Source organism: Candidatus Streptomyces philanthi (assembly GCF_059553635.1).
Genome location: NZ_JCANQV010000053.1, coordinates 1 through 26,320, shown reverse-complemented (window position 1 = coordinate 26,320; position 26,320 = coordinate 1). Strand labels below are relative to the sequence as shown.

At 71.8% G+C, this 26,320-nt stretch carries 25 protein-coding genes; 8 read left to right on the top strand and 17 right to left on the bottom strand.

The window, feature by feature from the left end; all coding sequences use genetic code 11:
• On the bottom strand, positions 1 to 197 hold a 197-nt coding region (locus tag AC51EU_RS09490), incomplete at its 3' end, for a twin-arginine translocation signal domain-containing protein (RefSeq protein WP_496266293.1).
• A 211-nt stretch (positions 198 to 408) separates the two neighbouring features.
• Here AC51EU_RS09490 and AC51EU_RS09485 point away from each other — a divergent pair.
• Positions 409 to 969 (top strand): DinB family protein, encoded by a 561-nt coding sequence (locus tag AC51EU_RS09485; RefSeq protein ID WP_496266292.1) that lies wholly within the window; start codon positions 409 to 411, stop codon positions 967 to 969.
• A gap of 206 nt (positions 970 to 1,175) precedes the next feature.
• On the opposite strand, the gene AC51EU_RS09480 is transcribed toward AC51EU_RS09485, so the two are convergent.
• Positions 1,176 to 1,586: an ATP-binding protein gene (locus AC51EU_RS09480; protein WP_496266291.1), complete on the bottom strand. Its 411-nt coding sequence runs from the start codon at positions 1,584 to 1,586 to the stop codon at positions 1,176 to 1,178.
• A 113-nt stretch (positions 1,587 to 1,699) separates the two neighbouring features.
• Between AC51EU_RS09480 and AC51EU_RS09475 the strand changes: the two genes are divergently transcribed.
• Together AC51EU_RS09475 and AC51EU_RS09470 are read left to right on the top strand one after the other, a co-directional pair.
• A complete protein-coding gene (locus AC51EU_RS09475) occupies positions 1,700 to 2,524 on the top strand; it encodes a helix-turn-helix domain-containing protein (protein WP_496266290.1) in 825 nt (274 codons plus the stop codon).
• Positions 2,521 to 2,904 (top strand): DUF397 domain-containing protein, encoded by a 384-nt coding sequence (locus AC51EU_RS09470; protein ID WP_496266289.1) that lies wholly within the window; start codon positions 2,521 to 2,523, stop codon positions 2,902 to 2,904. Before AC51EU_RS09475 ends, AC51EU_RS09470 begins: the two co-directional genes overlap by 4 nt.
• 28 nt (positions 2,905 to 2,932) lie before the next feature.
• On the opposite strand, the gene AC51EU_RS09465 is transcribed toward AC51EU_RS09470, so the two are convergent.
• The gene (locus AC51EU_RS09465; protein ID WP_496266288.1) at positions 2,933 to 3,841 is read right to left on the bottom strand and encodes an LLM class F420-dependent oxidoreductase; all 909 of its coding nucleotides are present in this window, start codon (positions 3,839 to 3,841) and stop codon (positions 2,933 to 2,935) included.
• 365 nt (positions 3,842 to 4,206) lie between these two features.
• On the opposite strand from AC51EU_RS09465, the gene AC51EU_RS09460 reads away from it, so the two are divergent.
• From AC51EU_RS09460 to AC51EU_RS09450, 3 genes are all read left to right on the top strand, one after another.
• Positions 4,207 to 4,725, top strand: coding sequence for a hypothetical protein (locus tag AC51EU_RS09460; RefSeq protein ID WP_496266287.1), 519 nt, complete (start codon positions 4,207 to 4,209; stop codon positions 4,723 to 4,725).
• A 153-nt stretch (positions 4,726 to 4,878) separates the two neighbouring features.
• Positions 4,879 to 5,724: a DUF4097 family beta strand repeat-containing protein gene (locus AC51EU_RS09455; RefSeq protein ID WP_496266286.1), complete on the top strand. Its 846-nt coding sequence runs from the start codon at positions 4,879 to 4,881 to the stop codon at positions 5,722 to 5,724.
• A 130-nt stretch (positions 5,725 to 5,854) separates the two neighbouring features.
• The gene (locus AC51EU_RS09450) at positions 5,855 to 7,081 is read left to right on the top strand and encodes a cytochrome P450 (protein ID WP_496266285.1); all 1,227 of its coding nucleotides are present in this window, start codon (positions 5,855 to 5,857) and stop codon (positions 7,079 to 7,081) included.
• Between the two features lie 70 nt (positions 7,082 to 7,151).
• Here the strand turns inward: AC51EU_RS09450 and AC51EU_RS09445 are convergent, their stop codons facing one another.
• Entirely contained in the window at positions 7,152 to 8,084 is a 933-nt protein-coding gene (locus tag AC51EU_RS09445) for an SDR family oxidoreductase (RefSeq protein ID WP_496266284.1), read from the bottom strand.
• A 248-nt stretch (positions 8,085 to 8,332) separates the two neighbouring features.
• On the opposite strand from AC51EU_RS09445, the gene AC51EU_RS09440 reads away from it, so the two are divergent.
• Positions 8,333 to 9,571: a GNAT family N-acetyltransferase gene (locus AC51EU_RS09440; protein ID WP_496266283.1), complete on the top strand. Its 1,239-nt coding sequence runs from the start codon at positions 8,333 to 8,335 to the stop codon at positions 9,569 to 9,571.
• Between the two features lie 180 nt (positions 9,572 to 9,751).
• Here AC51EU_RS09440 and gatB read toward each other — a convergent pair whose 3' ends face one another.
• From gatB to mnmA, 11 genes are all read right to left on the bottom strand, one after another.
• A complete protein-coding gene (gatB, locus tag AC51EU_RS09435; protein ID WP_496266282.1) occupies positions 9,752 to 11,260 on the bottom strand; it encodes an Asp-tRNA(Asn)/Glu-tRNA(Gln) amidotransferase subunit GatB in 1,509 nt (502 codons plus the stop codon).
• A gap of 31 nt (positions 11,261 to 11,291) precedes the next feature.
• The gene (locus AC51EU_RS09430; RefSeq protein ID WP_496266280.1) at positions 11,292 to 11,534 is read right to left on the bottom strand and encodes a hypothetical protein; all 243 of its coding nucleotides are present in this window, start codon (positions 11,532 to 11,534) and stop codon (positions 11,292 to 11,294) included.
• A complete protein-coding gene (gene gatA / locus AC51EU_RS09425; protein WP_496266279.1) occupies positions 11,531 to 13,024 on the bottom strand; it encodes an Asp-tRNA(Asn)/Glu-tRNA(Gln) amidotransferase subunit GatA in 1,494 nt (497 codons plus the stop codon). The genes AC51EU_RS09430 and gatA overlap by 4 nt, the downstream gene beginning before the upstream one ends.
• 5 nt (positions 13,025 to 13,029) lie before the next feature.
• Positions 13,030 to 13,326 (bottom strand): Asp-tRNA(Asn)/Glu-tRNA(Gln) amidotransferase subunit GatC, encoded by a 297-nt coding sequence (gatC, locus tag AC51EU_RS09420; protein WP_496266278.1) that lies wholly within the window; start codon positions 13,324 to 13,326, stop codon positions 13,030 to 13,032.
• A 188-nt stretch (positions 13,327 to 13,514) separates the two neighbouring features.
• Complete coding sequence (locus AC51EU_RS09415) at positions 13,515 to 15,623, bottom strand: putative bifunctional diguanylate cyclase/phosphodiesterase (RefSeq protein ID WP_496266277.1); 2,109 nt, start codon at positions 15,621 to 15,623, stop codon at positions 13,515 to 13,517.
• 156 nt (positions 15,624 to 15,779) lie between these two features.
• Positions 15,780 to 17,996 (bottom strand): NAD-dependent DNA ligase LigA, encoded by a 2,217-nt coding sequence (gene ligA / locus AC51EU_RS09410; protein WP_496266275.1) that lies wholly within the window; start codon positions 17,994 to 17,996, stop codon positions 15,780 to 15,782.
• A 31-nt stretch (positions 17,997 to 18,027) separates the two neighbouring features.
• On the bottom strand, positions 18,028 to 19,041 hold the full coding sequence (locus AC51EU_RS09405) for a methionine synthase (protein ID WP_496266274.1): 1,014 nt from the start codon (positions 19,039 to 19,041) through the stop codon (positions 18,028 to 18,030).
• Positions 19,042 to 19,088: 47 nt separating this feature from the next.
• On the bottom strand, positions 19,089 to 19,778 hold the full coding sequence (locus AC51EU_RS09400) for an SDR family oxidoreductase (RefSeq protein WP_496266273.1): 690 nt from the start codon (positions 19,776 to 19,778) through the stop codon (positions 19,089 to 19,091).
• A 72-nt stretch (positions 19,779 to 19,850) separates the two neighbouring features.
• Positions 19,851 to 20,393, bottom strand: coding sequence for an LOG family protein (locus AC51EU_RS09395; RefSeq protein WP_496266272.1), 543 nt, complete (start codon positions 20,391 to 20,393; stop codon positions 19,851 to 19,853).
• 76 nt (positions 20,394 to 20,469) lie between these two features.
• Positions 20,470 to 21,846, bottom strand: a complete 1,377-nt coding sequence (gdhA, locus tag AC51EU_RS09390; RefSeq protein ID WP_496266271.1) for an NADP-specific glutamate dehydrogenase — start codon at positions 21,844 to 21,846, stop codon at positions 20,470 to 20,472.
• Between the two features lie 235 nt (positions 21,847 to 22,081).
• A complete protein-coding gene (gene mnmA, locus AC51EU_RS09385; RefSeq protein WP_496266270.1) occupies positions 22,082 to 23,203 on the bottom strand; it encodes a tRNA 2-thiouridine(34) synthase MnmA in 1,122 nt (373 codons plus the stop codon).
• 88 nt (positions 23,204 to 23,291) lie between these two features.
• Here mnmA and AC51EU_RS09380 point away from each other — a divergent pair, with 88 nt between their 5' ends.
• Complete coding sequence (locus tag AC51EU_RS09380; protein WP_496266269.1) at positions 23,292 to 23,984, top strand: N-acetylmuramoyl-L-alanine amidase; 693 nt, start codon at positions 23,292 to 23,294, stop codon at positions 23,982 to 23,984.
• A 14-nt stretch (positions 23,985 to 23,998) separates the two neighbouring features.
• Here AC51EU_RS09380 and AC51EU_RS09375 read toward each other — a convergent pair whose 3' ends face one another.
• On the bottom strand, positions 23,999 to 24,769 hold the full coding sequence (locus AC51EU_RS09375) for a GIDE domain-containing protein (protein ID WP_496266268.1): 771 nt from the start codon (positions 24,767 to 24,769) through the stop codon (positions 23,999 to 24,001).
• A gap of 162 nt (positions 24,770 to 24,931) precedes the next feature.
• Complete coding sequence (locus AC51EU_RS09370; RefSeq protein ID WP_496266267.1) at positions 24,932 to 26,101, bottom strand: cysteine desulfurase family protein; 1,170 nt, start codon at positions 26,099 to 26,101, stop codon at positions 24,932 to 24,934.
• Positions 26,102 to 26,320 lie beyond the last annotated feature (219 nt).

The following is a 26,320-nucleotide window of genomic DNA, read 5'->3' as shown; positions in this document are numbered from 1 at the left end:
AACGAACGGTTCTCCTGCATCAGGACGACGACATGCCGGATGTCCCTCAGCCCGCCCCTCCCCCGCTCCTGCGGCCGCGCGGCCTCGGCGGCCAGCGCCTCCTGGAGCGACGGCGGCAGCAGCGACCCGGCCATCGCCGCCCCCGCGGCCGCCGCGCTCACTCCCAGTACGCGCCTACGGGATACCTCCGGTGCCACGTCCGACCTCCCAGTCGACGGTCAATGACCCTCCGCCGGGCCACTGCGTTGGTGCGACGGGGACGCTAGTGCGACTGCGTGACCTCGGACAGGTACCGAGATGACATTTCCGCGAACGAATGAGCGAACAACTTGACGCGAAGGGGGTACCGACCCGCCCCACCCGCATAATCGCTTGCCCGTCCGGTCATTACCGAGAACCATGCGGTCGATGAGCGACATACCCGAGCGGTGGAGCCAGGCGAGCGTCTACCCCGACATGTGGGCCGACCCCGATCAGGACCCGCGCAACAGTGACGGCCCCGGCCCGGGCGGCGAGTTGGGGACCTACGAGGACTACCTGTCGAATTACCGGCTGACCCTGCGGATGAAGTGCGAAGGACTGAACCCGGAGCAGATGGCGCGGCGGTCGGTGCCGCCGTCGACCATGTCGCTGCTGGGGCTGGTGCGTCACCTCGCCGAGGTGGAGCGGGACTGGCGGAACTGGATCGTTCCCGGGGAGCCGGCGCCCAAGCTGTACGGGGTGCGGGACGGGGACTTCGAGGGGGCCGCGGCGGAGCGGGAGCTGGTCGAGGGCGCCTTTGCCGATCTTGAGCGTGAGCAGGCGGCGACCGACGCGGCGCTGACCGCGCACGCGGACATGGATGCGCGGGTGGGGCGCGACGACTGCTCCGTACGGGAGCTGTGGGTCCACCGGGTCGAGGAGTACGCGCGGCACTGCGGGCACGCCGATCTGCTGCGCGAGTGCATCGACGGCCGGGTGGGGCAGTAGCGCGTCCGGCCCGTACGTCACCACCGAGCCCACGGACGCGTCGGCCTGAGGCCGGACGGTGACCCGTGGGTTCGGTTCGCGCTCAAGGCCCCTGGCCCTCCGCGGGCGCGGGGACCAAGGGCCCGCGTCGTCGTTCGGGGACGGGACGCGGGCGGTCGTGTGCGGCGGCGGCCGCATGATGAGCCGTACAGGTGCTGATCAGGTTTTCACCTTTCGAACTTCCATTCGCACCAGACGATTTTGCCGGGGTGACGGGCAGTGACGCCCCAGCGGTCGGCGACGGCCGAGACCATCAGGAGGCCCCGGCCGGACTCGGACTCGGGGGCGTGCGTGAGGGGGATGCGGGGCACGCCTTCGCCGCTGTCGTGAACCTCCAAGCGCAACACACCTCCCTCCCGCAACATCAGATACAGCCGAAAACCGCGACCGGGCGGTACGCCGTGCACCAGGGCGTTGGTGGTCAGCTCGCTCACGCACAGCAGCACCTCGTCGGACCGCCGCGCCATGCCCCAGTCACAGAGCACCTTGCCCGTGAAATCCCTGGCCAAAGGTACGGATCGGCGCTCCCTGCGGTAGAAGCGCTCGCGAACCCGGGGGAGTTGGAGTTCTCCGTTCATGGAGAGAATGTCACAGGGCGTGATTACGCTGGTCCAGAGAGTCAGACCGTACGGATCTGCCGTACGACGTCGGGCCGGTCCGCGCCGGGCCCGCAGCGGGAAGGGGACACCTCATGCATCCGGCGAACAACCGCAAGAAAACCACTTCGTGGCACCTCATCGGCGCCCAACTCAGCCACTTCCGTCAGCTCGCCCGCCTCACCCAGCCCGCACTGGCCGAAAAGGTCGGGCTGCACGAGGACACCATCGGCTCCATCGAACAGGGCCGCCGCCCCCTGAAACTCGACCTCGCGGAGCGGCTGGACGAAATCCTGGACACGAAAGGGGCGTTGGCGGTCGCCGTCTCCAAGGTCCCGGAGAAGGAGAAGCTGCCCGCGTTCGTCCAGGATCTGCTGGATCATGAGGCGGAGGCGGTGACGTTGCTGTCGTACGAGAACCAAGTCGTTCCGGGCCTCCTCCAGACCGAGGCGTACGCACGTGCCGTCTTCCACTGCCTTTACCCACCACTCGCCGCAGATCAGGCAGAGGAATGGGTTGCCGGACGCCTTGACCGGCAGAAGTTGCTCCAGAGGACGAAGCCTCAGCCGATGCTGAACTTCATCATGGATCAGGTGGTTCTGGAACGCCCCGTCGGCGGGCCGGACGCTATGCGCCAGCAGATCTATCACCTGCGCCAATGCGCCGAACTTCCCTTCCTAGGGCTCCAGATCATGCCGACCTCACGCGGTAACCATGCATCGCTGGACGGGCCGCTCACTCTGCTGGAAACGCCCGATCACGATCACCTCGCCTACATCGAAGCTCAGCGCATCAGCTTCTTGGTTGATGATCTGGATGAGGTAAGCGTGTACCAGCAGGTGTATGGGATGCTGCGGTCGCAGGCTCTCACCCCCGAGGAGAGCATGGGCCTGCTGGACAAACTGCTAGGAGAGTCATGACCAGCTCAGCAGCCCCGCGTACCCCCGCCGACCTCACCTGGTTCAAGTCCAGCTACAGCGGCAGCGCGGGCGGCAACTGCATCGAAGTCGCCTACGACTGGCGCAAGTCGTCGTACAGCGCCAGTGAGGGTGGCGCCTGCATCGAAGTCGCCTACGACTGGCAGAAGTCCACCCACAGCGGCAGCGCGGGCGGCGACTGCCTCGAAGTCGCCTACGACTGGACGAAGTCGAGCCACAGCGCCAGCGAAGGCGGCAACTGCGTGGAGGTTTCCGCCTGCCCCGCCGCCGTTCACGTCCGTGACTCCAAGGACCCCGACGGTCCGGTGCTCACCTTGAGCACCGGCGCCTGGGCCGCGTTCGTCACGGACGTGGCGGCCTGAGCCTGAGCGACGGCGACGGCGGCCGGGTTCAGCGGTCGAGCAGTGCCGGGGCGAGGCGGCGGAGCTGGTCGAGGCCGAGGGTGTCGTCGCCGTGGGCGAGCGGCTGGACGGCGACGTGGTCGGCGCCCGCGTCCAGGTGTGCCCGCACCCGGTTCCGTACGGCGTCCTCGTCGCCCCAGGCGACGATGGCGTCCACCAGCCGGTCGCTGCCGCCGTCGGCGAAGTCCTCGTCCGTGAAGCCCAGTCGGCGCAGGTTGTTCACATAGTTCGGCAGGGCGAGATAGCGCGGCGTGTAGACCTCGCGGGCGACGGCGCGGGCGGTCGCCGGGTCGGTCTCCAGCAGTACGGCCTGCTCGGGGGCGAGCAGAGGGCCGTCGCCCAGCACCTCGCGGGCCTGCGCGGTGTGCTCCGGCGGGACGAAGTAGGTGTGCGCGCCGTCCGCCCGTTCCGCCGACAGTTCCAGCATCTTCGGGCCGAGGGCGGCCAGTACGCGCGGGACGGGCCGCTCCAACGCGGGGACGGCTTCCACCGCGTCCAGCGCGTCGAGGTAGGTACGCATCGCGGCCAGCGGCTTCGCGTACGTATGGCCGCGCCCGCCCACCAGCGGTGCGTGGCTGGCGCCGATGCCGAGGACGAAACGGCCCGGGTAGGCGTCGGCGAGGGTGTGCGCGGCGGCCTGCATGGCGGTGGCGTCCCGGACCCAGATGTTGGCGATGCCGGTCGCGATGGGCAGGGTACGGGTCGCCGACAGCAGCAGTCCGGCGTGGCTCATCGCCTCCTTGCCGACGGAGCCCTCACCGAACCACAGGGCCCCGTAGCCCAGTTCCTCGATCCGCTGCGCCGCTTCCCGCCCGCGCGGCGCCGGCACCCCCGCCAGTACGGCGTGCCACACCCCGACCCGGCCGATCCGCGCGGCGAGCGAGTTCTGCTGCGTCATCTGTTCCTCCCGAATCCCGTCCCGCGCCGTCGTGCGCGCGACGCCGCCCCGGCAACTTGGCGATCTTGTCGCCTCACTGTGCACACAGCACCGGCCGCGCTCCGGGCATTCCCCGCCGGGGATCTTTCCGAGGACAACCCCAAGGGCCGGCCCCTTGCCACGTCACGGGGCGGCACATGACACGAGATGACTCCGGTTGGCGCCATCTGGCACCACTCTGGCGGCACTCGGCAAGCCGTAAAACGTCGTAATACTCATCACGCCAGATGCCGTCCTTTCACGTTCCCCCAGCTCAGACCGTTCCACGCAACAAACGACACCACCAAAGCTTGCCCATGACGCCAAAATGATGCCACCATGGCGCCATGGACCTCACTCCGTATGTCGACACCCTGCGTCGCGAACTCGCGGTGGCCGCCGAGGCAGGTGGGGAGGACGCCCGTGAGCTGGCCGAGCGGCTCACCGCTCCCCTGGAGGCGGCGACCCGTCTGGCCATGCTCCATGTGCTCTCCGCCGCGATGGACGAGATCACCCGCGAGCTCGCCCCGGGTGCGGTCGATGTACGGCTGCGCGGGCTGGACCCCGACTTCGTGGTGACACCGCCGCCCACCGGTGGCGGTGTCACCGCAGCGGCCGCCCCGCCCGTCGAACCGCTCCCGTCGCCGGCGCCCGCCGACGGTGACGAGGGCGGCACCGCCCGCGTCAACCTCCGCCTGCCGGCGCACCTCAAGGCACGCGCCGAGGAGGCCGCGGGCCGCGAGGGCCTGTCGGTGAACGCGTGGCTGGTGCGGGCCGTGTCGGCCGCGGTCGACGGCGGTACCCGGCCGCGTACGGCGGAGAGCACCCGCGCCCTCGGACAGAGCTTCACGGGCTGGGTGCGCTAGCGCCTGCCGTCAGCCCCCGCCTGCGCGACGTCCGGCACGCACACTCTCCGGGCGTACGACGGGGATTGACGCAAGAGCCTGGCCACGCACGCCCCTTCACACCCACCACGTCCCACCCGGGACACCCCACGGACTCAAGAGGACGGCACAGCCATGCCTTCTTTCGCCACTCCCGAACCGATTTCCGTCACCGCCCACGTGTCCGCCGGTTCCGTCCGGTTCATCGCGGGGGACCGTCTCGACACGGTCGTCGAGGTGCGGCCCCGTGACCCGAAGCGGGACCTGGACGTACGGACGGCCGACAAGACCGAGGTCACGTACGCGAGCGGCGTACTGAGCATCCGGACTCCCAAGCAGCGCACCCTTCTCGGGCGCACCGGCACCGTCGATGTGACGGTCGAACTGCCCGCGGGCTCGCGGATCGACGCGGCCGGCGCCTGGACCCAGGTGCTCGGTGAGGGGTGGCTCGGTGAGGTGCGGGTGAAGACCTCGTCCGGTGATGTCCGGTTCGAGGTGACCGGGCCGCTCCAGCTGACCTCGTCCCACGGCTCGATCAGCGTCGACCGGATCGAGGGCATGGCCGAGATCGCCACCCACTCCGGCAGCCTGCGCGTCGGCACCGTCAACGGTCCCGCCGCGTTGAAGAACGCGCACGGCACCACGACCGTCGGCACCGCCATGGGCGAGCTGCGGGTGAGCGGCGCCAACGGTGACATCGCCGTCGAGCACGCCGAGAGCTCGGTCACCGCGACCACCGCCCACGGCACCCTGCGCATCGCCGAGGTCAGCCGCGGCACCATTCAGGCGGAGACCTCCTTCGGGTCCATCGAGGTCGGCGTCCGCGAGGGCACCGCCGCCTGGCTCGACGTCAGCTCCGACCACGGGCAGGTGCGCAACACGCTGTCCGCCTCCGCGCCCCCGGAGCAGGCCGAGGACATCGTCAAGGTCCGGGCCCGGACCGGTTACGGGAGCATCGACGTGCGCCGTGCGCGGGCTTGAGCGCCGGCTCCTTCAGCCCGTCCACTCCTCAGTCACTCCGGCCTTCGTACGGGAGGGCTCCGCGGCCACTCCTGTCATGAGCACGCCGAGACTCCGTCCGATCGCCCCCAGCCGCCACAGAGGACACCCGATGCGCCACACCGATCCCGTCCCGCACGGCCTCCCCACGGAGCGCGACGCGGGCCCCTTCGCCCCGCCCCGCCGCATCACCCGGCTGCGCGACACCCGCCCCGTCAGCCCCCTGGTCTTCCCCGACGGGCACCAGGGCTGGATCGTCACCGGCTATGACGAGGTGCGCCGGCTCATGGCCGACACCCGGTTCAGCTCACGGCAGGATCTCGGCGTCCTCCATGTGCCGTACGAGATCCCCGGCATGCCCGTCGTCACGGAACCGTCCCCGCAGGTACCGGGCCTCTTCATCGCCATGGACGGGCCGGACCACACCCGGCTGCGGCGCAAGCTCACCGGTGCCTTCACCGTCAAGCGCATGAGAACGCTCGAAGAGGACATCGTCCGGATCGTCGAGCGGCAACTGGACGACATGGCGCGGCTGACCCCGCCGGTCGACCTGGTCAAGGAGTTCGCGCTGCCGGTGCCCTCACTGGTGATCTGCGCACTGCTCGGCGTCCCCTACGCGGACCGCGGCACCTTCCAGTCCCACTCCGCCACGTTCCTGGAAAGGGACCTGCCGCTCGACGAAAAGACGGCCGCGTACGGCGCGCTGACCACGTACCTCTCCGAACTGGTCACCGGGAAACGCGCCGCCCCCGGCGACGACATACTCTCCGACCTGGCCCGCCAGGACGACCTCACCACCGAGGAACTCACCGGCATCGCCTTCCTCCTGCTGCTCGCCGGCCACGAGACCACCGCCAACATGCTGGCCCTGGGCACCTTCGCCCTCCTGGAACACCCCGAGCAGCCGGCCGCGCTGCGCGCCGACCCGGACCTGCTGCCCGGCGCCGTCGAAGAACTCCTCCGCCACCTGTCCGTCGTCGACGTCCTCTACCGCTACGCCACGGAGGACATCGAACTCGGCGGCGAAACCATCCCCGAGGGATCGACCGTCCTCGTCTCCCTGCCCGCCGCCAACCGCGACCCCCGGCGCTTCGACGCCCCCGACACCCTGGACATCCACCGCAAGGCCCGCGGCCACCTGTCCTTCGGCCACGGCGTCCACCAGTGCCTCGGCCAGCAACTGGCCCGCGTCGAAATGCGCGCCGGCTTCGCCGCCCTACTGCGCCGCTTCCCGGACCTCAAGCTCGCCGTCCCCGCCGAGGAGGTGAGGCTCAAGACGGACATGAACATCTACGGGGTCCACGAACTGCCGGTCACCTGGACGGAAACGGGCCGGTAGAAGCGGCGGCGGGGCCCCGGCGGGACCGGTGAGTCGTCCCCGCCGGGCCGGACCATCGTCCCGGGAACGGTCACCGGTATCCGGACGCGTCGGCCGGCCTGCCGGGGGCCTGGACCTCGGGGAGGTACCGCCAGGCGTCCGGGCGGCTGCCGTCGCGGTCGGTGAACCCGTAGACCTGGGCGAGTCCGCCGCTGGACAACGACTGCCCGTTCCAGCGGCGGACCTCGGGATCGGCGGCCAGGGCGGCGACGGCACGTCCGACGTAGTACGGGGTCTCGGAGATGCAGAAGTGCGGCTCGCGTTCGAGGGCGTCGCGCCAGGTCTCCTCGGTGACACCGAAGTGGTCGAGCATGATCTCCGAACGCATCCAGCCCGGGGTGAGGGCCACGGCCGTGGCGCCCCTCGGGCCCAGTTCATGGCCCAGGGAGAAGGCCATACGGAGGACCGCGGTCTTGGCGAGGTCGTAGAAGAACGAGACGCGGTAGGTGTCCCGGTTGTACTCGGCGGTGCCGTCGGTCATCTCGACCACCAGCCCGCCCGGGTGGCGCAGCAGCAGCGGGAGCGCGTGATGGCTGGTGATCGCATGGGTCTCCACCGCGAGCCGCAGCAGCCGCAACCCCTTGTCGAGGTCGTGCTCCCAGACGGGAGCGTCCCAGGAGAAGAGGTGCTCACCGCCCCAGATGTCGTTGACGAGGACGTCCAACCGGCCCTGCTCGGCGGCGATACGGTCCACCAGGGCGCGGACCTGGGCGGGGTCCAGGTGGTCGGTGGGGACGGCGATGCCGCGTCCGCCCGCCTCCGTCACCAGGTCGGCGGTGTCCTCGATGGTCTCGGGGCGGTCGTACTCCGAACGCCGCTCCCGTGTGCTGCGTCCGGTGACGTAGACGGTGGCACCGGCCGCGCCCAGCTCGACCGCGATGCCCCGGCCGGCGCCCCGTGTCGCGCCTGCGACGAGCGCGATCCTGCCGTCGAGTGGGACTGTCGTACGTGTCGCGGCAACCATGTGCGTCCTTCCGTTTCCCTGTGCCTCGGATGCGCCGGACGCCCGTACGGGCGGCGGCACGGACGAGGATCACAGGGAAACCCGACACCTTTTGTCGGGTTTCCCCGACACGTCGGCCACCTCGGGGTGAACCGCGGACGAGGTGCCGTGGCCGGGCACGGACCGGCCCTCGCTCCTGGCCCGCACGTCTCCCCCGTCCCTGCGGAAACTTCGTGGACCTGACGGACCCGCGCTGCGATTGTCACCTCGTGCCCACCATCAACTCCTCTTCCGCGTCCCTCCCGTTGCCCGACGGTCTCGTCCTGCGGCAGGCGCGCCCCTCGGACCTCGATCAGATCAGTGCGCTGCTCACCGAACGCGGTGAGGCGGTCGATGCCGTGGACCACCGGCTGGTGGTCGAGGACCCCGATGCCGGTTGGTCCGCCTGTGCCGTGGTGGCCGACGGCGACCGGGTCGTCTCCACCCTCACGCTTCTGGACGAGGAACTCCGCGTCGGCGGCGTCCGCCTGCCGGCCGGTCAGGTCGAGCTGGTCGCCACCGATCGCGCCTACGAGGGGCGCGGGCTGGTGCGAGCGCTGATGCGCTGGGCCCACGAGCGGTCCGCCGCCCGTGGCCATGTCGTCCAGGTGATGATCGGCATCCCGTACTTCTACCGGCTGTTCGGCTACGAGTACGCCATCGACATCCCGCAGGCGCTGAGCGTGCGCACCCCGCCGCCTCCCGGTGAGGGCACTCCTGTGCTGCGTACCGCCCGGCCCGCGGACATCGCCGCGGTGGCGGCGTTGCAGGACGCGGCACAGGACCGGTTCGACGTGGCCATGCCGCACTCGGCGGCGTGCTGGCGCTGGCTGGGCAGCCATGACGCGAGCACCCTGCGGGTCCTGGAGCGCGACGGTGCCGTCGTCGCGGCGGGACGCACCTGGTCCGACGACGAGGAGATACTGCTGGCCGAGGGCGCCGCGTGCGACGAGGCGGCGGCCCGGGACCTGCTGCGCGGCGTCGCCGCACTGGCGCCCGGCGGCGAGACAAGGGTGGTCCACCGGGCGGGCACCGTGACCGCCGCCGCCTGGCAGGAGTACGTCGAGCACACACCCCGCGAGGAGGCCGAGCAGTACTACGTCCGCATCCCGGACGTCGCGACGCTGCTCGGCCGGCTGCGCCCCCTGTTCCGGGAGCGCCTCGCCGCCGCCGGAATCGACCACACCGGCCGGGACATCGTCCTGACCACCTTCGGCGCCCACTACCGCATCCCCGTACACTCCGACGGCCTCGGCAAGGTCGTCACCGGCGGCCCGATGCAGAGCCCGGCCGCCGCGGGCGGCGCCGCGGTGGCCCCCGACCACCTCCCCGCCCTGCTGTTCGGCCCCCACGGCATCGACGGCCTGACCCGCCTCCGCCCCGACGTCTACACAGGGGAAGAGGAGCTGTTCCGGGCGCTTTTCCCACCACTCAGCGCGGATCTGCTGACGTATTACCTGCCGTACTAGGTGGCTACCGCAGGTGCCGGCGCCCCTTTGGCGCCCCGCCCCGGGCCGACTCCGGGGCATGGGCCCTGACGGCCTTCGGGGCGGAGAACCCGGATGGCGATGCGTGAGCCCCCACGTACGACGGCCGCCTTCCCCGGAAACGTCCCGGGAAGGGCGGCCGTCCGCCGTGGACCGGGCCGGTCAGCCCTCGACGCCCAGCTTCTCCAGGATGAGTTCGCGGACGCGGGCCGCGTCGGCCTGGCCGCGGGTGGCCTTCATGACCGCGCCGACCAGGGCGCCGGCCGCGGCGACCTTGCCGCCGCGGATCTTGTCGGCGATGGCGGCGTTGGCGGCGATGGCCTCGTCGACGGCGGTGCCCAGGGCGCCGTCGTCGGAGACGACCTTCAGGCCGCGCTTCTCGACGACGGTGTCCGGGTCGCCCTCGCCGGCGAGTACGCCCTCGATGGTCTGGCGGGCCAGCTTGTCGTTGAGGGAGCCCTCGGCGACCAGCGCGGCGATGCGGGCGACCTGCGCCGGGGTGATCGGCAGGCTGGCGAGGTCGGTGCCGTCCTCGTTGGCGCGGCGGGCCAGTTCGCCCATCCACCACTTGCGGGCGGCGGCGGAGTCCGCGCCGGCCTCGACGGTGGCGACGATCAGGTCGACGGCGCCGGCGTTGAGGATGGACTGCATGTCGTGCGCGGAGACGCCCCACTCCTCGCGCAGCCGGTTGCGGCGGACGCGCGGGAGTTCGGGGAGGGTGGCGCGCAGTTCCTCGACCCACTCGCGGGAGGGGGCCACCGGCACCAGGTCCGGCTCGGGGAAGTAGCGGTAGTCCTCCGCCTCCTCCTTGATGCGGCCGGAGGTGGTGGTGCCCTCGTCCTCGTGGAAGTGGCGGGTCTCCTGGACGATGGTGCCGCCGGAGGAGAGGACCGCGGCGTGCCGCTGGATCTCGAAGCGGGCGGCGCGTTCGACGGAGCGCAGCGAGTTGACGTTCTTGGTCTCGCTGCGGGTGCCGAACTTCTCGGTGCCGTGGGGGCGCAGCGACAGGTTGACGTCGCAGCGCATCTGGCCCATCTCCATGCGGGCCTCGGAGACGCCCAGCGCCCGGATCAGCTCGCGCAGCTCGGCGACGTACGCCTTGGCGACCTCGGGGGCGCGGTCACCGGCGCCCTCGATGGGCTTGGTGACGATCTCGATGAGCGGGATGCCGGCGCGGTTGTAGTCCAGCAGGGAGTGGGAGGCGCCGTGGATGCGGCCGGTGGCACCGCCGACGTGCGTCGACTTGCCGGTGTCCTCCTCCATGTGGGCGCGCTCGATGTGGACGCGGAAGACCTCGCCGTCCTCCAGCTGTACGTCGAGGTAGCCGTCGAAGGCGATGGGCTCGTCGTACTGGGAGGTCTGGAAGTTCTTCGGCATGTCCGGATAGAAGTAGTTCTTCCGGGCGAAGCGGCACCATTCGGCGATGGTGCAGTTCAGGGCCAGGCCGATCTTGACGGCGGACTCGACGCCGGTCGCGTTGACGACCGGGAGCGAGCCGGGCAGGCCCAGGCAGGTGGGGCAGGTCTGCGAGTTGGCGTCGGCGCCGAGGGCGGTGGAGCACCCGCAGAACATCTTGGTCTTGGTGCCGAGTTCGACGTGCACCTCAAGACCCATGACGGGGTCGTAGGTGGCCAGCGCGTCCTCGTACGACACCAGGTCGGTGACAGTCACGGTGAAACTAACCTCTCAGGTCCGGCGCCGGTCAGCCCGCGAGGACGTCGTCGCTGTGGAGACGGCGCAGTTCGCGGACGAGGAGGGCGACACCGGTGACGATGGCGGCGGCGGAGACGACGGCGTCGACGAGCTGGAGCGTGTCCTGCTCCACCCGGGCCTTCTTGGCCTGCTTGACGACGCCCACGGCGCCGAACAGCGTGGAGCCGATGGACAGGTACATGCCGGGCTTGGACTTCTTGAAGCCCTTCGCCTTGTCAAGCTTTCCGCTCATAGTGCGGGTGCCTCCTCAAGCAGCGGGTGACCCCATCGTGCGGTGAACGCGGCCTCGACCGCGGCACCGACCTTGTAGAGCCGGTCGTCGGCCATCGCGGGCGCGATGATCTGGAGACCCACCGGCAGGCCGTCCTCCGGGGCCAGGCCGCAGGGCAGCGACATGGCGGTGTTGCCCGCGAGGTTCACCGGCAGGGTGCACACATCGGCGAGGTACATCGCCATCGGGTCGTCGGCCCGCTCCCCGATCGGGAAGGCGGTGGTCGGCGTCGTCGGCGAGACGATCACGTCGACCTGCTCGAAGGCCTTCTCGAAGTCGCGGGTGATCAGCGTCCGCACCTTCTGCGCGGAGCCGTAGTACGCGTCGTAGTAGCCCGACGACAGGGCGTACGTGCCGAGCATGATCCGGCGCTTGACCTCGGGGCCGAAGCCGGCCTCGCGGGTCAGGGCGGTGACCTCCTCCGCCGACTTCGTGCCGTCGTCGCCGACCCGCAGGCCGTAGCGCATGGCGTCGAAGCGGGCGAGGTTGGAGGAGCACTCGGACGGCGCGATGAGGTAGTACGCGGCCAGCGCCAGGTCGAAGGACGGGCAGTCCAGCTCGACGATCTCGGCGCCCAGCTCCTTGAGCAGCTCGACGGACTCGTCGAACCGCTGCACCACGCCGGCCTGGTAGCCCTCGCCGCGGAACTGCTTGACGACGCCGACGCGCATGCCCTCGACGCTGCCGTTGCGGGCCGCCTCGACGACCGGCGGGACCGGCGCGTCGATGGAGGTGGAGTCCAGCGGGTCGTGCCCGGCGATCACCTCGTGCAGCAGGGCCGCGTCCAGGACCGTACGGGCGCAGGGGCCGCCCTGGTCGAGGGAGCTGGAGAACGCCACCATGCCGTAGCGGGAGACCGCGCCGTAGGTGGGCTTGACGCCGACGGTGCCGGTGACGGCGGCGGGCTGGCGGATGGAACCGCCGGTGTCCGTGCCGATGGCCAGCGGCGCCTCGTACGCGGCGAGCGCGGCGGAGGAGCCGCCGCCGGAGCCGCCGGGGATCTTGGTGAGGTCCCAGGGGTTGCCGGTCGGGCCGTAGGCGCTGTTCTCGGTGGAGGACCCCATGGCGAACTCGTCCATGTTGGTCTTGCCGAGGATGACGACGTCGGCGGCCTTGAGCTTCTTGGTCAGCGTCGCGTCGTACGGCGGGATCCAGCCTTCGAGGATCTTCGAGCCGACGGTGGTGGGAATGCCCTCCGTCGTGAAGATGTCCTTGAGGGCGAGCGGGACGCCGGCCAGCGGGCCGAGCTTCTCGCCGCGGGCGCGCTTCTCGTCGACGGCGCGGGCCTGGGCCAGCGCGCCCTCGCGGTCGACGTGGAGGAAGGCGTTGACCTTCTCGTCGACGGCTTCGATACGGGCCAGGTGGGCCTCGGTCACCTCGACGGCGGTGACCTCGCCGGAGGCGATCTTCGCCGCGGTCTCGGCGGCGGTGAGCTTGGTCAGGTCGGCCATGTCGGTCACTCCTCCCCCAGGATCTGCGGCACCTTGAAACGCTGCTGCTCCTGGGCCGGGGCGCCGGAGAGCGCCTGCTCGGGGGTCAGCGACGGACGGACCTCGTCCGGCCGCATGACATTGGTCAGGGGCAGCGGGTGGGAGGTCGGCGGTACGTCTTGATCGGCGACCTCGGAGACGCGGGCGACCGCGCCGATGATGTCGTCGAGCTGTCCGGCGAAGTGGTCGACCTCGTCGTCCTTCAGCTCCAGACGTGCCAGCCGGGCGAGGTGGGCGACCTCCTCGCGCGTGATGCCAGGCATGCAGCGATCCTCTGGTGTTCTTGGCGGAGTGTTCTGGCGAACGGTGCTGTTGTCGCGGTGAACGTTTCGGGCCAATCCTATGGCGTGCGGATTCGGTCGTGCGAAACCGCTGCGGATCGGGGGGACGACGGGACGGGCGGGGGCCGCCGGAACGCGTCGGGACGGTGGGGCGGCCGGGGGCCGGTGCGTCAGTTCACGACCTGTCCCGAGGGGCGCTGCGCGGGCTTCTCCGACGCGAGGGCCGCCGTCTCCGAGGCGCGGCGCCAGCCGTGCTCGCCGCGGGCCCGCAGCCAGGCCGTCGTCTCGTCCGGGGGCATCGCCGCCGCCACCAGCCAGCCCTGGACGGCGTCGCAGCCCAGGTCGCGCAGGCGCTCCCAGGTCTCGTCGTCCTCGACGCCCTCCGCGACGACCAGCAGGCCGAGGGAGTGGGCCAGGTCGAGGGTGCAGCGGACGATCTCGGCGTCCTCGTTGTCGACGGCCAGCCGGGCCACGAACGAGCGGTCGATCTTGAGTTCGCTGACCGGCAGCCGGCGCAGGTGGACGAGGGAGGAGTAGCCGGTGCCGAAGTCGTCGAGGGACATCTTCACCCCGTGACCGGTCAGCCCGGCGAGGGTGTCGGCGGCCCGCTGCGGGTCCTCCAGCAGGACGTGCTCGGTGATCTCCAGCTGGAGGGCGCCGGGCGGGACGCGGTGGCGGGCGAGGCGGGCGGCGACCGCTCCGGCGAAGCCGGGCGAGTGCACATCGCGCGGGGAGACGTTGACGGCGACGGGGACCTCCAGGCCCATCGCGCGCCAGCGCGCCACCTGGGCGAGCGCGGTCTCCAGGACGTACTCGGTCAGCCGGGGCATCAGGCCGGACGACTCGGCGATGGCGATGAACTCGTCGGGCGGGACCCTGCCGCGGTCCGGGTGCACCCAGCGGACCAGGGCCTCCAGGCCCGCGACGCGGCCGTCGAAGCCGACCTTGGGCTGATAGTGCAGTTCGACGTCGCCGGCGTCGAGGGCGCGGCGGAGGTCACCGAGCAGGCCGAGCCGGTCGGGGGTGTTGCCGTCCCGCTTGGCCTCGTACAGCTCGACGCCGCTGCGGTCCCGTTTGGCCTGGTACATCGCCACGTCGGCGCGGCGGAGCAGCCCTTCGGCGTCCATGGCGTGTTCCGGGAAGACGGCGACGCCCGCGCTGGCCTCCAGGACGAGGGTGAGGCCGTCGAGGTCGAGGGGGGAGCCGAGGGCGGCGACGAGGTTGCGGGCGACCCGCTGGGCGCTGGTGAGGGAGTCGGTGGTGGGCAGCAGGACGGCGAACTCGTCGCCGCCGAGGCGGGCGGCCTCGGCGCCGCGGGGCAGGGCGTGGCGCAGCCGGTCGGCGATCTGGAGCAGCAGCCGGTCGCCGGCGAGGTGCCCGAGGGTGTCATTGACCGATCGGAATCGGTCGAGGTCTATCAGGACGAGGGCGGAACGGGCGCCCATGCGTTCCGCCTCGTCCAGGGCCGACCAGGTCCGTTCCAGCAGCCACTGGCGGTTGGGCAGGCCCGTGAGGGGGTCGCGCAGCGCCTCCTCCGCGCGGGCGCGGGCGATCCAGAGGGTGGAGTCCAGCGCGATCAGCGGGACCGCGAACAGCGGCAGCAGCAGCGGCGCGTGGACGGCCGTGACGGCGATGAGCGGGGCGATGCCCAGCAGGGCGATGCCGACCAGCGCCTGCCGGGTGACGGCGGTGCGGGTGATGCGGGGCAGTCCGCCGTTGCGCGGGGCGAGGGAGAGCCACAGCAGGGCGCGGGTGACCAGGAGGTAGCCGGCGGCGGCCGCGAGGACCTGCGGGAGGACGCCGATGTTCCAGGTCTCGGGGCGCCAGGGCTCGCGGACGCTGGGCTCGGCGCCGACGGCGGCGAGGCCGAGCGCCCCGGCGCCGACGCCCAGCAGGTCGATCGCGCCGTGCACCACGGCCTCGCGCCAGCGGTGCCGCCGGGCGGCGCCCACCAGGACGACGACGGCGAGGCTGACCAGGATGGCCGGCGTCCAGCCGTACAGCAGCAGGACGGCGACGGCGAGGGCGGCGCCGGAGCCCGTGCCGCTCCACCAGCGGTCGCGGCCCAGGGCGACCAGATGGCCGACGATGATGCCGGTGAGGACCGCCAGCGACCAGCCGGCGGCCCCGGTGGGGAAAAGCGCCCCGCCGTCACCGAGCGTCCCGGCGAGTCCCGCACAGAGCGTGAGGAGCGCCAGGACGACAAGGGCCGCGGGCAGCGCGGGCACGACAAACCGGCTAAGCCGCGGCGCCGTAGCGGCGCTGTCGGTCGGTTCCATTCCGATCCCTCTCACAGCCGGCTGTGCCCGCGCCACGGCAGGCGCACGTCTCAACAGTAGGCCGCGAACGGCCTTCCAGGGCAGCTGTCGGCGGCGGTTGCCCGAATGCGAACCGGCCATCCGGAACCCTCTGGTATGCGCCGTAGGAGTGACATCTCACTCTTCCTCAGGTGGAGTGACCGCCACTTCCCGGGCGGCCTCCGGACCCTGTTCGAGCAGCACCGCGAAGCCGTCGTCGTCCAGTACCGGAACCTTCAGTTGCATCGCCTTGTCGTATTTGGAACCCGGGTTGTCGCCCACGACCACGAATCCCGTCTTCTTCGAAACGGAACCTGTCACCTTCGCGCCGAGACGCTGAAGGGCCTCTTTCGCGCCATCTCTTGTGTGTGATTGAAGTGTGCCCGTCACCACGACGGTGACGCCTTCCAGAGGGCGCGGACCTTCTTCACCCGACTGCTCCTCCTCCATCCGGACGCCGGCCGCCCGCCACCGCTCGATGATTTCCCGGTGCCAGTCGACGGCGAACCACTGCTTGAGCGATGCCGCGATGATGGCCCCCACACCGTCGACGGCGGCCAGCTCCTCCTCGCTCGCCTCCCGGATACGGTCGAGGGAACGGAATTCCCGCGCCAGTGCCTCCGCCGCCACCGGGCCCACATGACGGATCGACAGCCCGGTGATGACCCGCGCCAGCGGGCGGTTCTTCGCCGCCTGGATGTTCTCCAGCATGGCGAGGGCGTTCTTCTTCGGCTCACCCTTCTGATTGGCGAAGAAGGTGACGACCTTTTCCTCACCCGTCTTCGGGTCGTGCTTGGGCAGACCCGAGTCGGGATCGAGGACGTACGACTTGATGGGCAGCAGCTGCTCGATGGAAAGGCCGAAGAGATCGCCCTCATTGCGCAGCGGCGGCTCCGCGGGCTCCAGCGGCTGGCTGAGCGCCGTGGCGGCGACATAGCCGAAGTTCTCGATGTCCAGGCACTTGCGGCCGGCCAGGTAGAACAGCCGCTCGCGGATCTGGGCGGGGCAGGCGCGGCTGTTGGGGCACCGCAGGTCGATGTCCCCCTCCTTGGCCGGCTGGAGTCCCGTACCGCACTCGGGGCACTCGGCGGGCATCACGAACTCCCGCTCCGTGCCGTCCCGCAGGTCGACGACCGGGCCCAGGATCTCCGGGATGACGTCGCCCGCCTTGCGGATCACGACGGTGTCGCCGATGAGGACGCCCTTGGCCTTGACCACGTCCTGGTTGTGCAGCGTGGCGAACTCCACCTCGGAGCCGGCCACCGTCACCGGCGCGACCACCGCGTACGGCGTGACCCGGCCCGTACGGCCGACACCCACCCGGACGTCGAGGAGCTTGGTGTTGACCTCCTCCGGCGGGTACTTCCAGGCGATCGCCCAGCGCGGCGCCCGGGAGGTGCTGCCCAGCCGCCCCTGGAGCGGGATCTCGTCCAGCTTGACGACCACCCCGTCGATCTCGTGCTCGACGGCGGTGCTGCGGGTCTCCGGGTCGCCGTAGCGGTCGATGAAGGCACGCACGTCCGCCAGGGAGTCGACGACCGCGTTGTGCCGGGCGGTCGGCAGGCCCCACTCGTGCAGCAGCTCGTAGGCGTGCGACTGGCAGTCGATGTCGAAGCCGCTGCGGGCGCCGATGCCGTGGACCACCATGTGCAGCGGGCGCGTCGCGGTGACCTTGGGGTCCTTCTGGCGCAGGGAGCCGGCGGCGGCATTGCGCGGGTTGGCGAACGGCGGCTTGCCGTCGGCGACCAGGCGTTCGTTCAGCTCCAGGAACTTCTCCATGGGGAAGAACACCTCCCCGCGGACCTCGACCAGCTCCGGCACCCGGTCGCCGCGCAGGCGGTCGGGGATCTCGGCGATGGTGCGGACATTGGGGGTGATGTCCTCGCCGGTACGGCCGTCGCCCCGGGTCGCCGCCCTGGTCAGACGGCCGTGCTCATAGGTGAGGTTGACGGCGAGGCCGTCCACCTTCAGCTCGCACAGGAAGTGGTACCCGGCGCTGCGCGCGTCGCCGCCCAGCTCGGCGGCGATCCGGTCGGCCCAGGTGGACAACTCCTCGTCGTCGAAGGCGTTGTCCAGGGAGAGCATCCGCTCGCGGTGCTCGACCTCGGTGAACTCCGTCTCGTACGCCCCGGCGACCTTCTGCGTCGGGGAGTCCGGGGTCCGCAGCTCCGGGTACTCGTCCTCCAGTGCCTCCAGGGAGCGCAGCAGCGTGTCGAACTCCGCGTCGCTGATGACCGGAGCGTCCTTCACGTAGTACCGGAAGCGGTGCTCCTCGATCTGCTCAGCGAGCTGCGCATGCTTCTCCCGTGCCGTCGCGGGCACCCCGGATGCCGTCGCGTGCCGTTCGCCAGCCACCGTCTTGTTCCTCCCGTGTCCTTGAGTGCCGTCACTCAGGGTTGTCTGCGAGCGAGGTCGCCGCCCGGACGCAGTGGGCGAGCACCATACGGGCATATGCGGGCGAAGCGCCCGCCAGCCCGCACGACGGGGTGACCACCACGGATCGCGCGAGAATCCCCGGCGCCAGCCCCAACCTGCGCCACAGCGTCCTGACCCCCATGACGCTACCGGCAGGGTCCGACAATCGGCCGTCCGTGCCGGGCACCACGCCCGTGAACAGGGCGGTCCCGCCCTCGACGGCCTCACCGACCGCCTCGTCCTCACGCTCGGTGAGCAGCGAGGCGTCGAACGAGATGCCGGTGGCGCCCGCCCGCCGCAGCAGGGCGAACGGCACGCCCGGCGCGCACGAGTGCACCACGACCGGCGCGTCCCCGGCGGCCGCGACCACGTCGCGCAGCGCGCCCTCGGCCACGGCGCGGTCCACGGCCCGGTGGGTGCGGTAGCCGCTCGCGGTGCTCACCCGTCCCTGGAGCACCGCCGTCAGCGACGGCTCGTCGAGCTGGAGGACGGGGACGGCGCCCGGCACCCGGCGCCGGACCTCCGCGAGATGGGCACGCAGGCCCTCGGCCAGGGAAGCGGTGAGGTCCCGGCAGGCGCCGGGGTCGCTGAGCGCCGCCTCGCCGTTGCGCAGCTCCAGGGCGGCGGCCAGGGTCCAGGGCCCGACGGCCGAGACCTTCAGGGGGCCGGTGTACCCCTGGGTGAACTCCTCCAGGGCGTCGAGGTCCTCGCCGAGCCAGGAGCGTGCCCGGCGGGTGTCGCGCCCGGGCCGGTCGCTGATCCGCCAGCCGCTCGGCTCCACATGGGCATAGACCTCGACGAGCATCCCGGCGGTCCGCCCGATCATGTCGGCGCCCGGCCCCCGGGCGGGCAGTTCCGGCAGGTGGGGGAAGTGCTCCAGCGATCCGGTGACGGTCTTCGCCGCCTCCCGGGCGTCCCCGCCCGGCATCGACCCGACGCCGGTCGCCGTGCCGGCCCCCCACTGGTACGTACTGTTCTCGCTCACCCGGGAAGGGTATGCGCCCGGCGGGCCGGCCCGGGGCGGGCGGCGGGTCAGTGTCCGGGGCGCACCGAAAGGTCGGTGATCTCCGCGTCCCGGGGCAGGTCGAGCGCGGTCAGGACGGTGGTGGCGACGGACTCCGGGTCGATCCAGCGGGACGCGTCGTAGTCCTTGCCCTCCTGGGCGTGGGTGCTCTCCTGCATGGGCGTCGCGGTGCGCCCCGGGTAGACGGAGGTGACCCGTACGCCGTTGTCATGCTCCTCGGCGCGCAGCGCGTCGGCGAGCGCCTTGAGGCCGTGCTTGCCGGCCGCGTAGCCGGCCCATCCGGCGTTGGCGCGCAGGCCCGCGCCGGAGTTGGCGAAGACGACATGGCCGCGGGCGACGCGGAGCAGCGGCAGCAGCAGCCGGGTCAGTTCGGCGGGGGCGACGAGGTTGGCGTTGAGCTGGCGCTGCCACGCCTTGGCGCCCATGTCGCCGACCGGGCCGAGTTCGACGACACCGGCGATGTGCAGCAGGGAGTCCAGGCGCTCGGGCAGCGGCTGGTGGCCCAGGGCCCAGGACAGCTTCTCGGGGACGGCGAGGTCACCGACGACCGTACGGGCACCGGGGAACCGTTCCGCCAGTTCCTTGGCGCGGCCGGCGTCCCGGGCGACCAGCCACAGGTCCTCCCCGCGCGCGGCGAGCCGCCGTGCGACCGCCGCTCCGATGCCCGAACCCGCGCCAGTGATCATGTGCGTACCCATGACAGTGATCCTAACGAGACCACAGGGGCGTACGGGACAGAAGGGGCGGACCGTGGGGCCCGCCCCCGTGGCTCAGGCCGTACCGCCGACCCGCTCCTCCAGGTACGCCAGCGCGGACGCGCCGTCCTCGGCGAAGAACGCCAGCTCGGACAGCGGGACCGGCAGGAAGCCCTCGGTCTCCATCCGCTGGAACTGGCTCTTGAGCCCGTCGTAGAAGCCGTCGGTGTTGAGCAGCACGATCGGCTTGCTGTGCATGCCGTGCTTGCGCAGCTCCAGGATCTCGGTGGCCTCGTCGAGGGTGCCGGTGCCGCCGACCAGCACCACGACGGCGTCGGCGCGGGCCAGCAGCTGGGCCTTCCGCTCCGCGAGGTCCTTGGTGACCACCATCTCGTCGGCGCCCTCGCGCGCCACGTGCGCCAGGAACTCGACCGACACGCCGATCAGCCGTCCGCCGGTCTCCTGGACCCCGTCCGCCACGACCTTCATCAGCCCGGTGTCGGACCCGCCCCACACCAGGTGGTGGCCGCCCTTGCCGATCCGCTGCGCGAACTCGCGGGCGGGGGTGACATAGCGGTCGTCGAGGTCGGACGCGGAGCAGAAGACGCAGATGTTCATGCGCCTCACCCTAGGGTCCCGGTGAGGCGCACCGCGGACCGGGGCGGGCACCTCGCAGGCGCCCGCCCCGCCGTTCCTAGATCAGGCCCTGCTCCAGCATGGCCTGCGCCACCCGCTCGAAGCCGGCGATGTTGGCGCCCGCGACATAGTCGCCCGGCTGCCCGTACCGCTCGGCGGTCTCGTAGCAGGTGTCGTGGATGGACCGCATGATCGCCGCGAGTTCACCCTCGGCGCGGGCGAAGGACCATGCCTCGCGGGCGGAGTTCTGCCGCATCTCCAGGCCGCTGGTGGCGACACCGCCCGCGTTGGCGGCCTTGCCGGGCCCGAAGGCCACACCGGCCTCCTTGAAGAGGGTCACCGCCTCCGGGGTCGCCGGCATGTTGGCGCCCTCGGAGACGGCCTTGACGCCGTTGCGGACCAGGACGCGGGCGGCGTCCCCGTCCAGCTCGTTCTGCGTCGCGGACGGCAGCGCCACGTCGCAGGGGACGTCCCACACGCACCCGCCGGGGACGTAGCGGGCCGACGGGCCGCGCCGCTCGGCGTACTCGGCGATGCGGCCCCGCTCGACCTCCTTGATCTGCTTGAGCAGCGGCAGGTCGATGCCCTTCTCGTCGACGACATAGCCGCCGGAGTCGGAACAGGTCAGCACCTGGGCGCCGAGCGCCTGCGCCTTTTCGATCGTGTAGATCGCGACGTTCCCGGAGCCGGAGACCACGACCCGCCGGCCGTCGAGTTCCTCGCCGCGCCGCTTGAGCATTTCCTGGGTGAACAGCACATTGCCGTACCCGGTGGCCTCCGTGCGGGCCTTGGAGCCGCCCCATTCGAGGCCCTTGCCGGTGAGGACGCCGGCCTCCCAGCGATTGGTGACGCGCCGGTACTGGCCGAAGAGATAGCCGATCTCTCGGCCGCCCACGCCGATGTCACCGGCGGGCACGTCGGTGTGCTCGCCGAGGTGACGGTACAGCTCGGTCATGAACGACTGGCAGAACCGCATCACTTCGGCGTCGGACCGGCCGTGCGGGTCGAAGTCGCTGCCGCCCTTGCCGCCGCCGATATTGAGACCGGTGAGGGAATTCTTGAAGATCTGCTCGAACCCGAGGAACTTGACGATGCCCAGGTTCACGGAGGAGTGGAACCGCAGTCCGCCCTTGTACGGGCCGAGCGCGCTGTTGAATTCCACCCGGAATCCCCGGTTGACGTGGATCTCGCCGGAGTCGTCCTGCCACGGGACCCGGAACATGATCTGGCGCTCCGGTTCGCAGACGCGCTCCAGGATCTTCGCCTCGCCGAACTCCGGACGGGCGGCCAGCAAGGGCTCCAGCGTCTCCAGCACCTCAAGGGCCGCCTGGTGGAATTCCGGTTCGCCCGGATTACGTCGTACCAGCTCCGCGTGCAGGGCTGCCGGTGCGACCGAATTGCTCACCGACGTGACCTTTGATGGCACTGACGTCATGACTTCTGATCCTTTCGTGGCCGACGAAAAGCCGTCCGCGGCCGGATTCTGCAAACCCCTGCCGAGACGGCTTCATGGTTCCCGTCGCGCCACCGAGCCTATTTGCCGACCCCGGACGCATCGAGCGTGGGGTAGGCGGAACGTGCGCGCGCCGCCCCTTCCCGCCAAGTTCCGGGGGACGGGAACGGCCGGACGGCGCCCTCACCGTCCGTGACGAAGACCGGCCCGCCGGGCGTCAGGCCCCGGCGCGGACCCGGCGCTCCGTGGCCGCGATGGTGGCCGAGCCGACGACGCGCGTGCCGTCGTACAGGACGATGGCCTGGCCGGGGGCGACCCCGCGGACCGGGGTGGTGAAGGTGACGTGCAGCCCGTCCTCGCGGACCTCGGCGCGGACCTCGGTCTCGTCGCCGTGCGCGCGGAGTTGGGCGGTGTACGTGCCGGGCCCGGTGGGGGGCGTGCCGCACCAGCGGGGCCTGATGGCGGTGAGGGCCGTGACGTCCAGGGAGGACGCGGGGCCGACGGTGACGGTGTTGTCGACGGGGGAGATGTCGAGGACGTAGCGCGGCTTGCCGTCCGGCGCGGGCGTGCCGATGCGCAGGCCCTTGCGCTGGCCGATCGTGTAGCCGTAGGCGCCCTCGTGCGTGCCGAGGCGGTTGCCGTCCTCGTCGACGATGGCGCCCTCGGCGGTGCCCAGGCGCCGGGCGAGGAAGCCGCGGGTGTCGCCGTCGGCGATGAAGCAGATGTCGTGGCTGTCGGGCTTCTTGGCGACGAACAGGCCCCGGCGGGCCGCCTCTTCGCGGATCTCCGCCTTGGTGGTGCGGGTGTCGCCGAGCGGGAACATGGCGTGCGCGAGCTGCCGGTCGTCGAGGACGCCGAGGACATAGGACTGGTCCTTGGCCATGTCGGAGGCGCGGTGCAGCTCACGGGTGCCGTCCGGGCGCTCGACGACCTGCGCGTAGTGGCCCGTGCACACCGCGTCGAAGCCGAGGGCGAGCGCCTTGTCCAGCAGCGCCGCGAACTTGATCTTCTCGTTGCAGCGCAGGCAGGGGTTGGGGGTGCGCCCGGCCTCGTACTCGGCGAGGAAGTCGTCGACGACGTCCTGCCGGAAACGTTCGGCGAGGTCCCACACGTAGAAGGGGATGCCGATGACGTCGGCGGCGCGGCGCGCGTCGTGCGAGTCCTCGATGGTGCAGCAGCCGCGGGCGCCCGTACGGAACGAGGTGGGGTTCTCGGAGAGCGCGAGGTGCACACCGGTCACGTCGTGCCCGGCCTCGGCGGCACGGGCGGCGGCGACGGCGGAGTCGACACCGCCGGACATGGCGGCGAGTACGCGGAGGCGGCGGGGAGCGTCAGTCATAGCCACTCCAGGGTAGACGGAACACGGGGCGGCCCCGAATGCGTTATCGGCTCGGGAGCCGGTGAGGTCCGGCGGACGGGAGCGGTGGATGAGCGGAACCGGCCACGGGCGCGGGATCAGCCGGCGCCAGGCACTGTGGATCGGCGGCGGCGCGGTGGCGGCGGGCGCCGCGGCCTTCGGCGCGCGCGACGAGATGGCGCGCTGGTGGTGGCGGATGCCCGGGAACACCAAGCCGCGCACGCCGGGCGCGGTCGACTTCCGGGGCGCCGAGTGGGTCGAGGCGTCCCCCGCGAATCTGCGCACCGCGAACCGCCCGGACGACTACCCCATCGACCGGGTGGTGATCCATGTCGTCCAGGGCAGCTTCGCGGTGGCGCTGAAGGTCTTCCAGGACCCGTCGCACGGCGCGGCGGCCCATTACGTACTGCGCGGGGACGGACACGTGGCGCAGGTGGTGCGTGAGCTGGACGTGGCGTTCCACGCGGCCAACCGCGGCTACAACGAGCGCAGCGTCGGCATCGAGCACGAGGGGTTCGTGGACCGCCCGGGGTCCTTCACGGACGCCATGTACGCGTCGTCGGCACGGCTGGCGGCGGACATCTGCCACCGCTACGACTTCCCCGCCGACCGCGAGCACATCATCGGGCACGCGGAGGTCCCGGGCGCCGACCACACCGACCCGGGGGCGCACTGGGACTGGGACCGCTATCTGCGGCTGGTCCGGGCCGAGCTGCGCGGGCGCCGTGGAAAGGGGCGCGCGGGGGGCACGGGCGCCGCCTGAGCGCGCCCCGGCGCTCAGCGCACGGCCGCGACGATCAGCAGCACCACACCGGCCAGCGCGCACACGCCCGTCGCGATGCCGTAGAGCAGGACATTGCGGTTCTCGGCCCGGAGCAGTTCCTCCTCCGACTTGACGGACATCACGAAGACGCCGCCCTCCGCGGGCGCCCCGACGGTGAGCCGCCCGTCCGCGTCGCTCGCCTCACCATTGACGAAGAAACGGCTGCCGGGACGGACGATCCACTCCTCGTAGGTGAAGCCGAGGGTGCCGTCGCCGCGGCCCAGGTCCAGGCTGATCGGGCCGATCTCCAGCCGGCCGCCGCGGGCCCCCTGGTGCCGCTCGAAGCGGTCGACGCTCTTCTCGGCGCCGATGACCTTGCCGTCACCGGGGCGGACCGCCATCGGGCCGGTGGCGTCCTCGACGAGGAACGCGGTGGTGCTGGAGCCCTCCGAGACCACCTGGGTGGCGGTGCGGCGCTTGCGGTCACCGTTGCTGTCGCGGTACGTCTCCTCGTACTTGCGGGTGATCCGGTGCCGGTGCCAGACGCATGCGGTGCCCTCGACCTGCGAACGCAGCGCACCGCTCTCGGGCGGGCGCGCGACGCCGACGACCTCGCAGCGGTAGCGGAAGTTGCCCTCGCCCGCAGCCTCCGCGGCGGCGGAGTGCAGGGCCCGCAGCTCCTCCACGGGCAGCGTTTCGGTGCGTTCCATCACCTCGGCCCGGACGTGGGACCTCTTCGTCATCCAGCCGCAGGCCGCCGCCGCGACCAGGGCGATCGCGGCCATCCACCACAGCACAGCGCTTCTCCCTCCACGGGGTCCGGCCGTCCCCCCGCGCCACCGGGCCGGAGCCCGCGCGCCGGCCTGTCACGGCCGCGGGCCGGACCGGGTTTCCCCGGACCGGCGACAGACCCTAGCCGAGCGTGCGGCGGGGCGCGGCGGACGGTCTCAGCTCAGCCCGGCGTTGCGGGCGCGGGCCACCGCCGGGCCGATGGCCGCGGCGAGTTCGGCGACGTCCTGCGCGGTGGAGGTGTGGCCCAGGGAGAAGCGGAGGGTGCCGCGCGCCAGGTCCGGGGAGAGCCCGGCGGCCAGCAGGACGTGGCTGGGCTGGGCGACGCCGGCGGTGCAGGCGGAGCCGGTGGAGCAGGCGATGCCCTGGGCGTCCAGCAGCAGCAGGAGGGAGTCGCCCTCGCAACCGGGGAAGGAGAAGTGCGCGTTGGCGGGCAGCCGTCCGGCCGGGTCCGGGTCGCCGCCGAGGACGGCGTCGGGGGCGGCGGCGCGCACCGCGGCGATCAGGTCGTCGCGCAGTGCGCCGATCTCGCGGGCGAACTCCTCGCGGTGCGCGACGGCGTGCCGGGCGGCGGCGGCGAACGCGGCGACGGCGGGCGTGTCGAGGGTGCCGGAGCGCACCTGCCGCTCCTGGCCCCCGCCGTGCAGCACCGGCACGGGGGTGTGGCGGCGGCCGAGCAGCAGTGCGCCGATCCCGTACGGCCCGCCGATCTTGTGGCCGGAGACGGTCATCGCGGCCAGGCCGGACGCGGCGAAGTCCACCTCGACCTGCCCGACGGCCTGCACCGCGTCCGCGTGCAGCGGCACGCCGAACTCCGCGGCGGCGTCGGCGAGTTCACGGACCGGCATGACCGTGCCGATCTCGTTGTTGGCCCACATCACGGTGGCGAGGGCGACATCGGCGGGGTCGCGGGCGATGGCCTCGCGCAGCGCCTCGGCGTGCACCCTGCCGTAGGCGTCGACGGGCAGCCACTCGACGGTGGCGCCCTCGTGCTCGGCGAGCCATTCGACGGCGTCGAGGACGGCGTGGTGCTCGACGGGGCTGGCCAGGACGCGGGTACGCGCCGGGTCGGCGGCCCGCCGCGCCCAGTACAGGCCCTTGACGGCGAGGTTGTCGGCCTCGGTCCCCCCGGACGTGAAGACGACCTCACTGGGGCGCGCGCCGAGCGAGGCGGCGAGCGACTCCCGCGCCTCCTCGACGGTGCGCCGGGCCCGCCGGCCGGCGGCATGCAGGGAGGACGCGTTACCGGTGACGGTCAGCTGCGCGGTCATCACCCGCACCGCTTCCGGAAGCATCGGAGTGGTGGCGGCGTGGTCGAGGTAAGCCATGGTGCGCACGATTCTACGAGCCGGGGCGGCGGGGCCGGGAGTGCGTACCGGTCGCGGGGGGGGTGGGGCACGTGGGTGGGGTGGGGTGGTGGGGATGTTGTGCGGTGGGGGTGGTGTGCGGGGCGGATGACGGTGGGGGCGCGGGGTGTCCTGCTGTCCGCCCCGGAGGACGGGACGGGGCGGGGTGTACGAGCGCGGGAGCCCGAGGGGCGCGGGAGC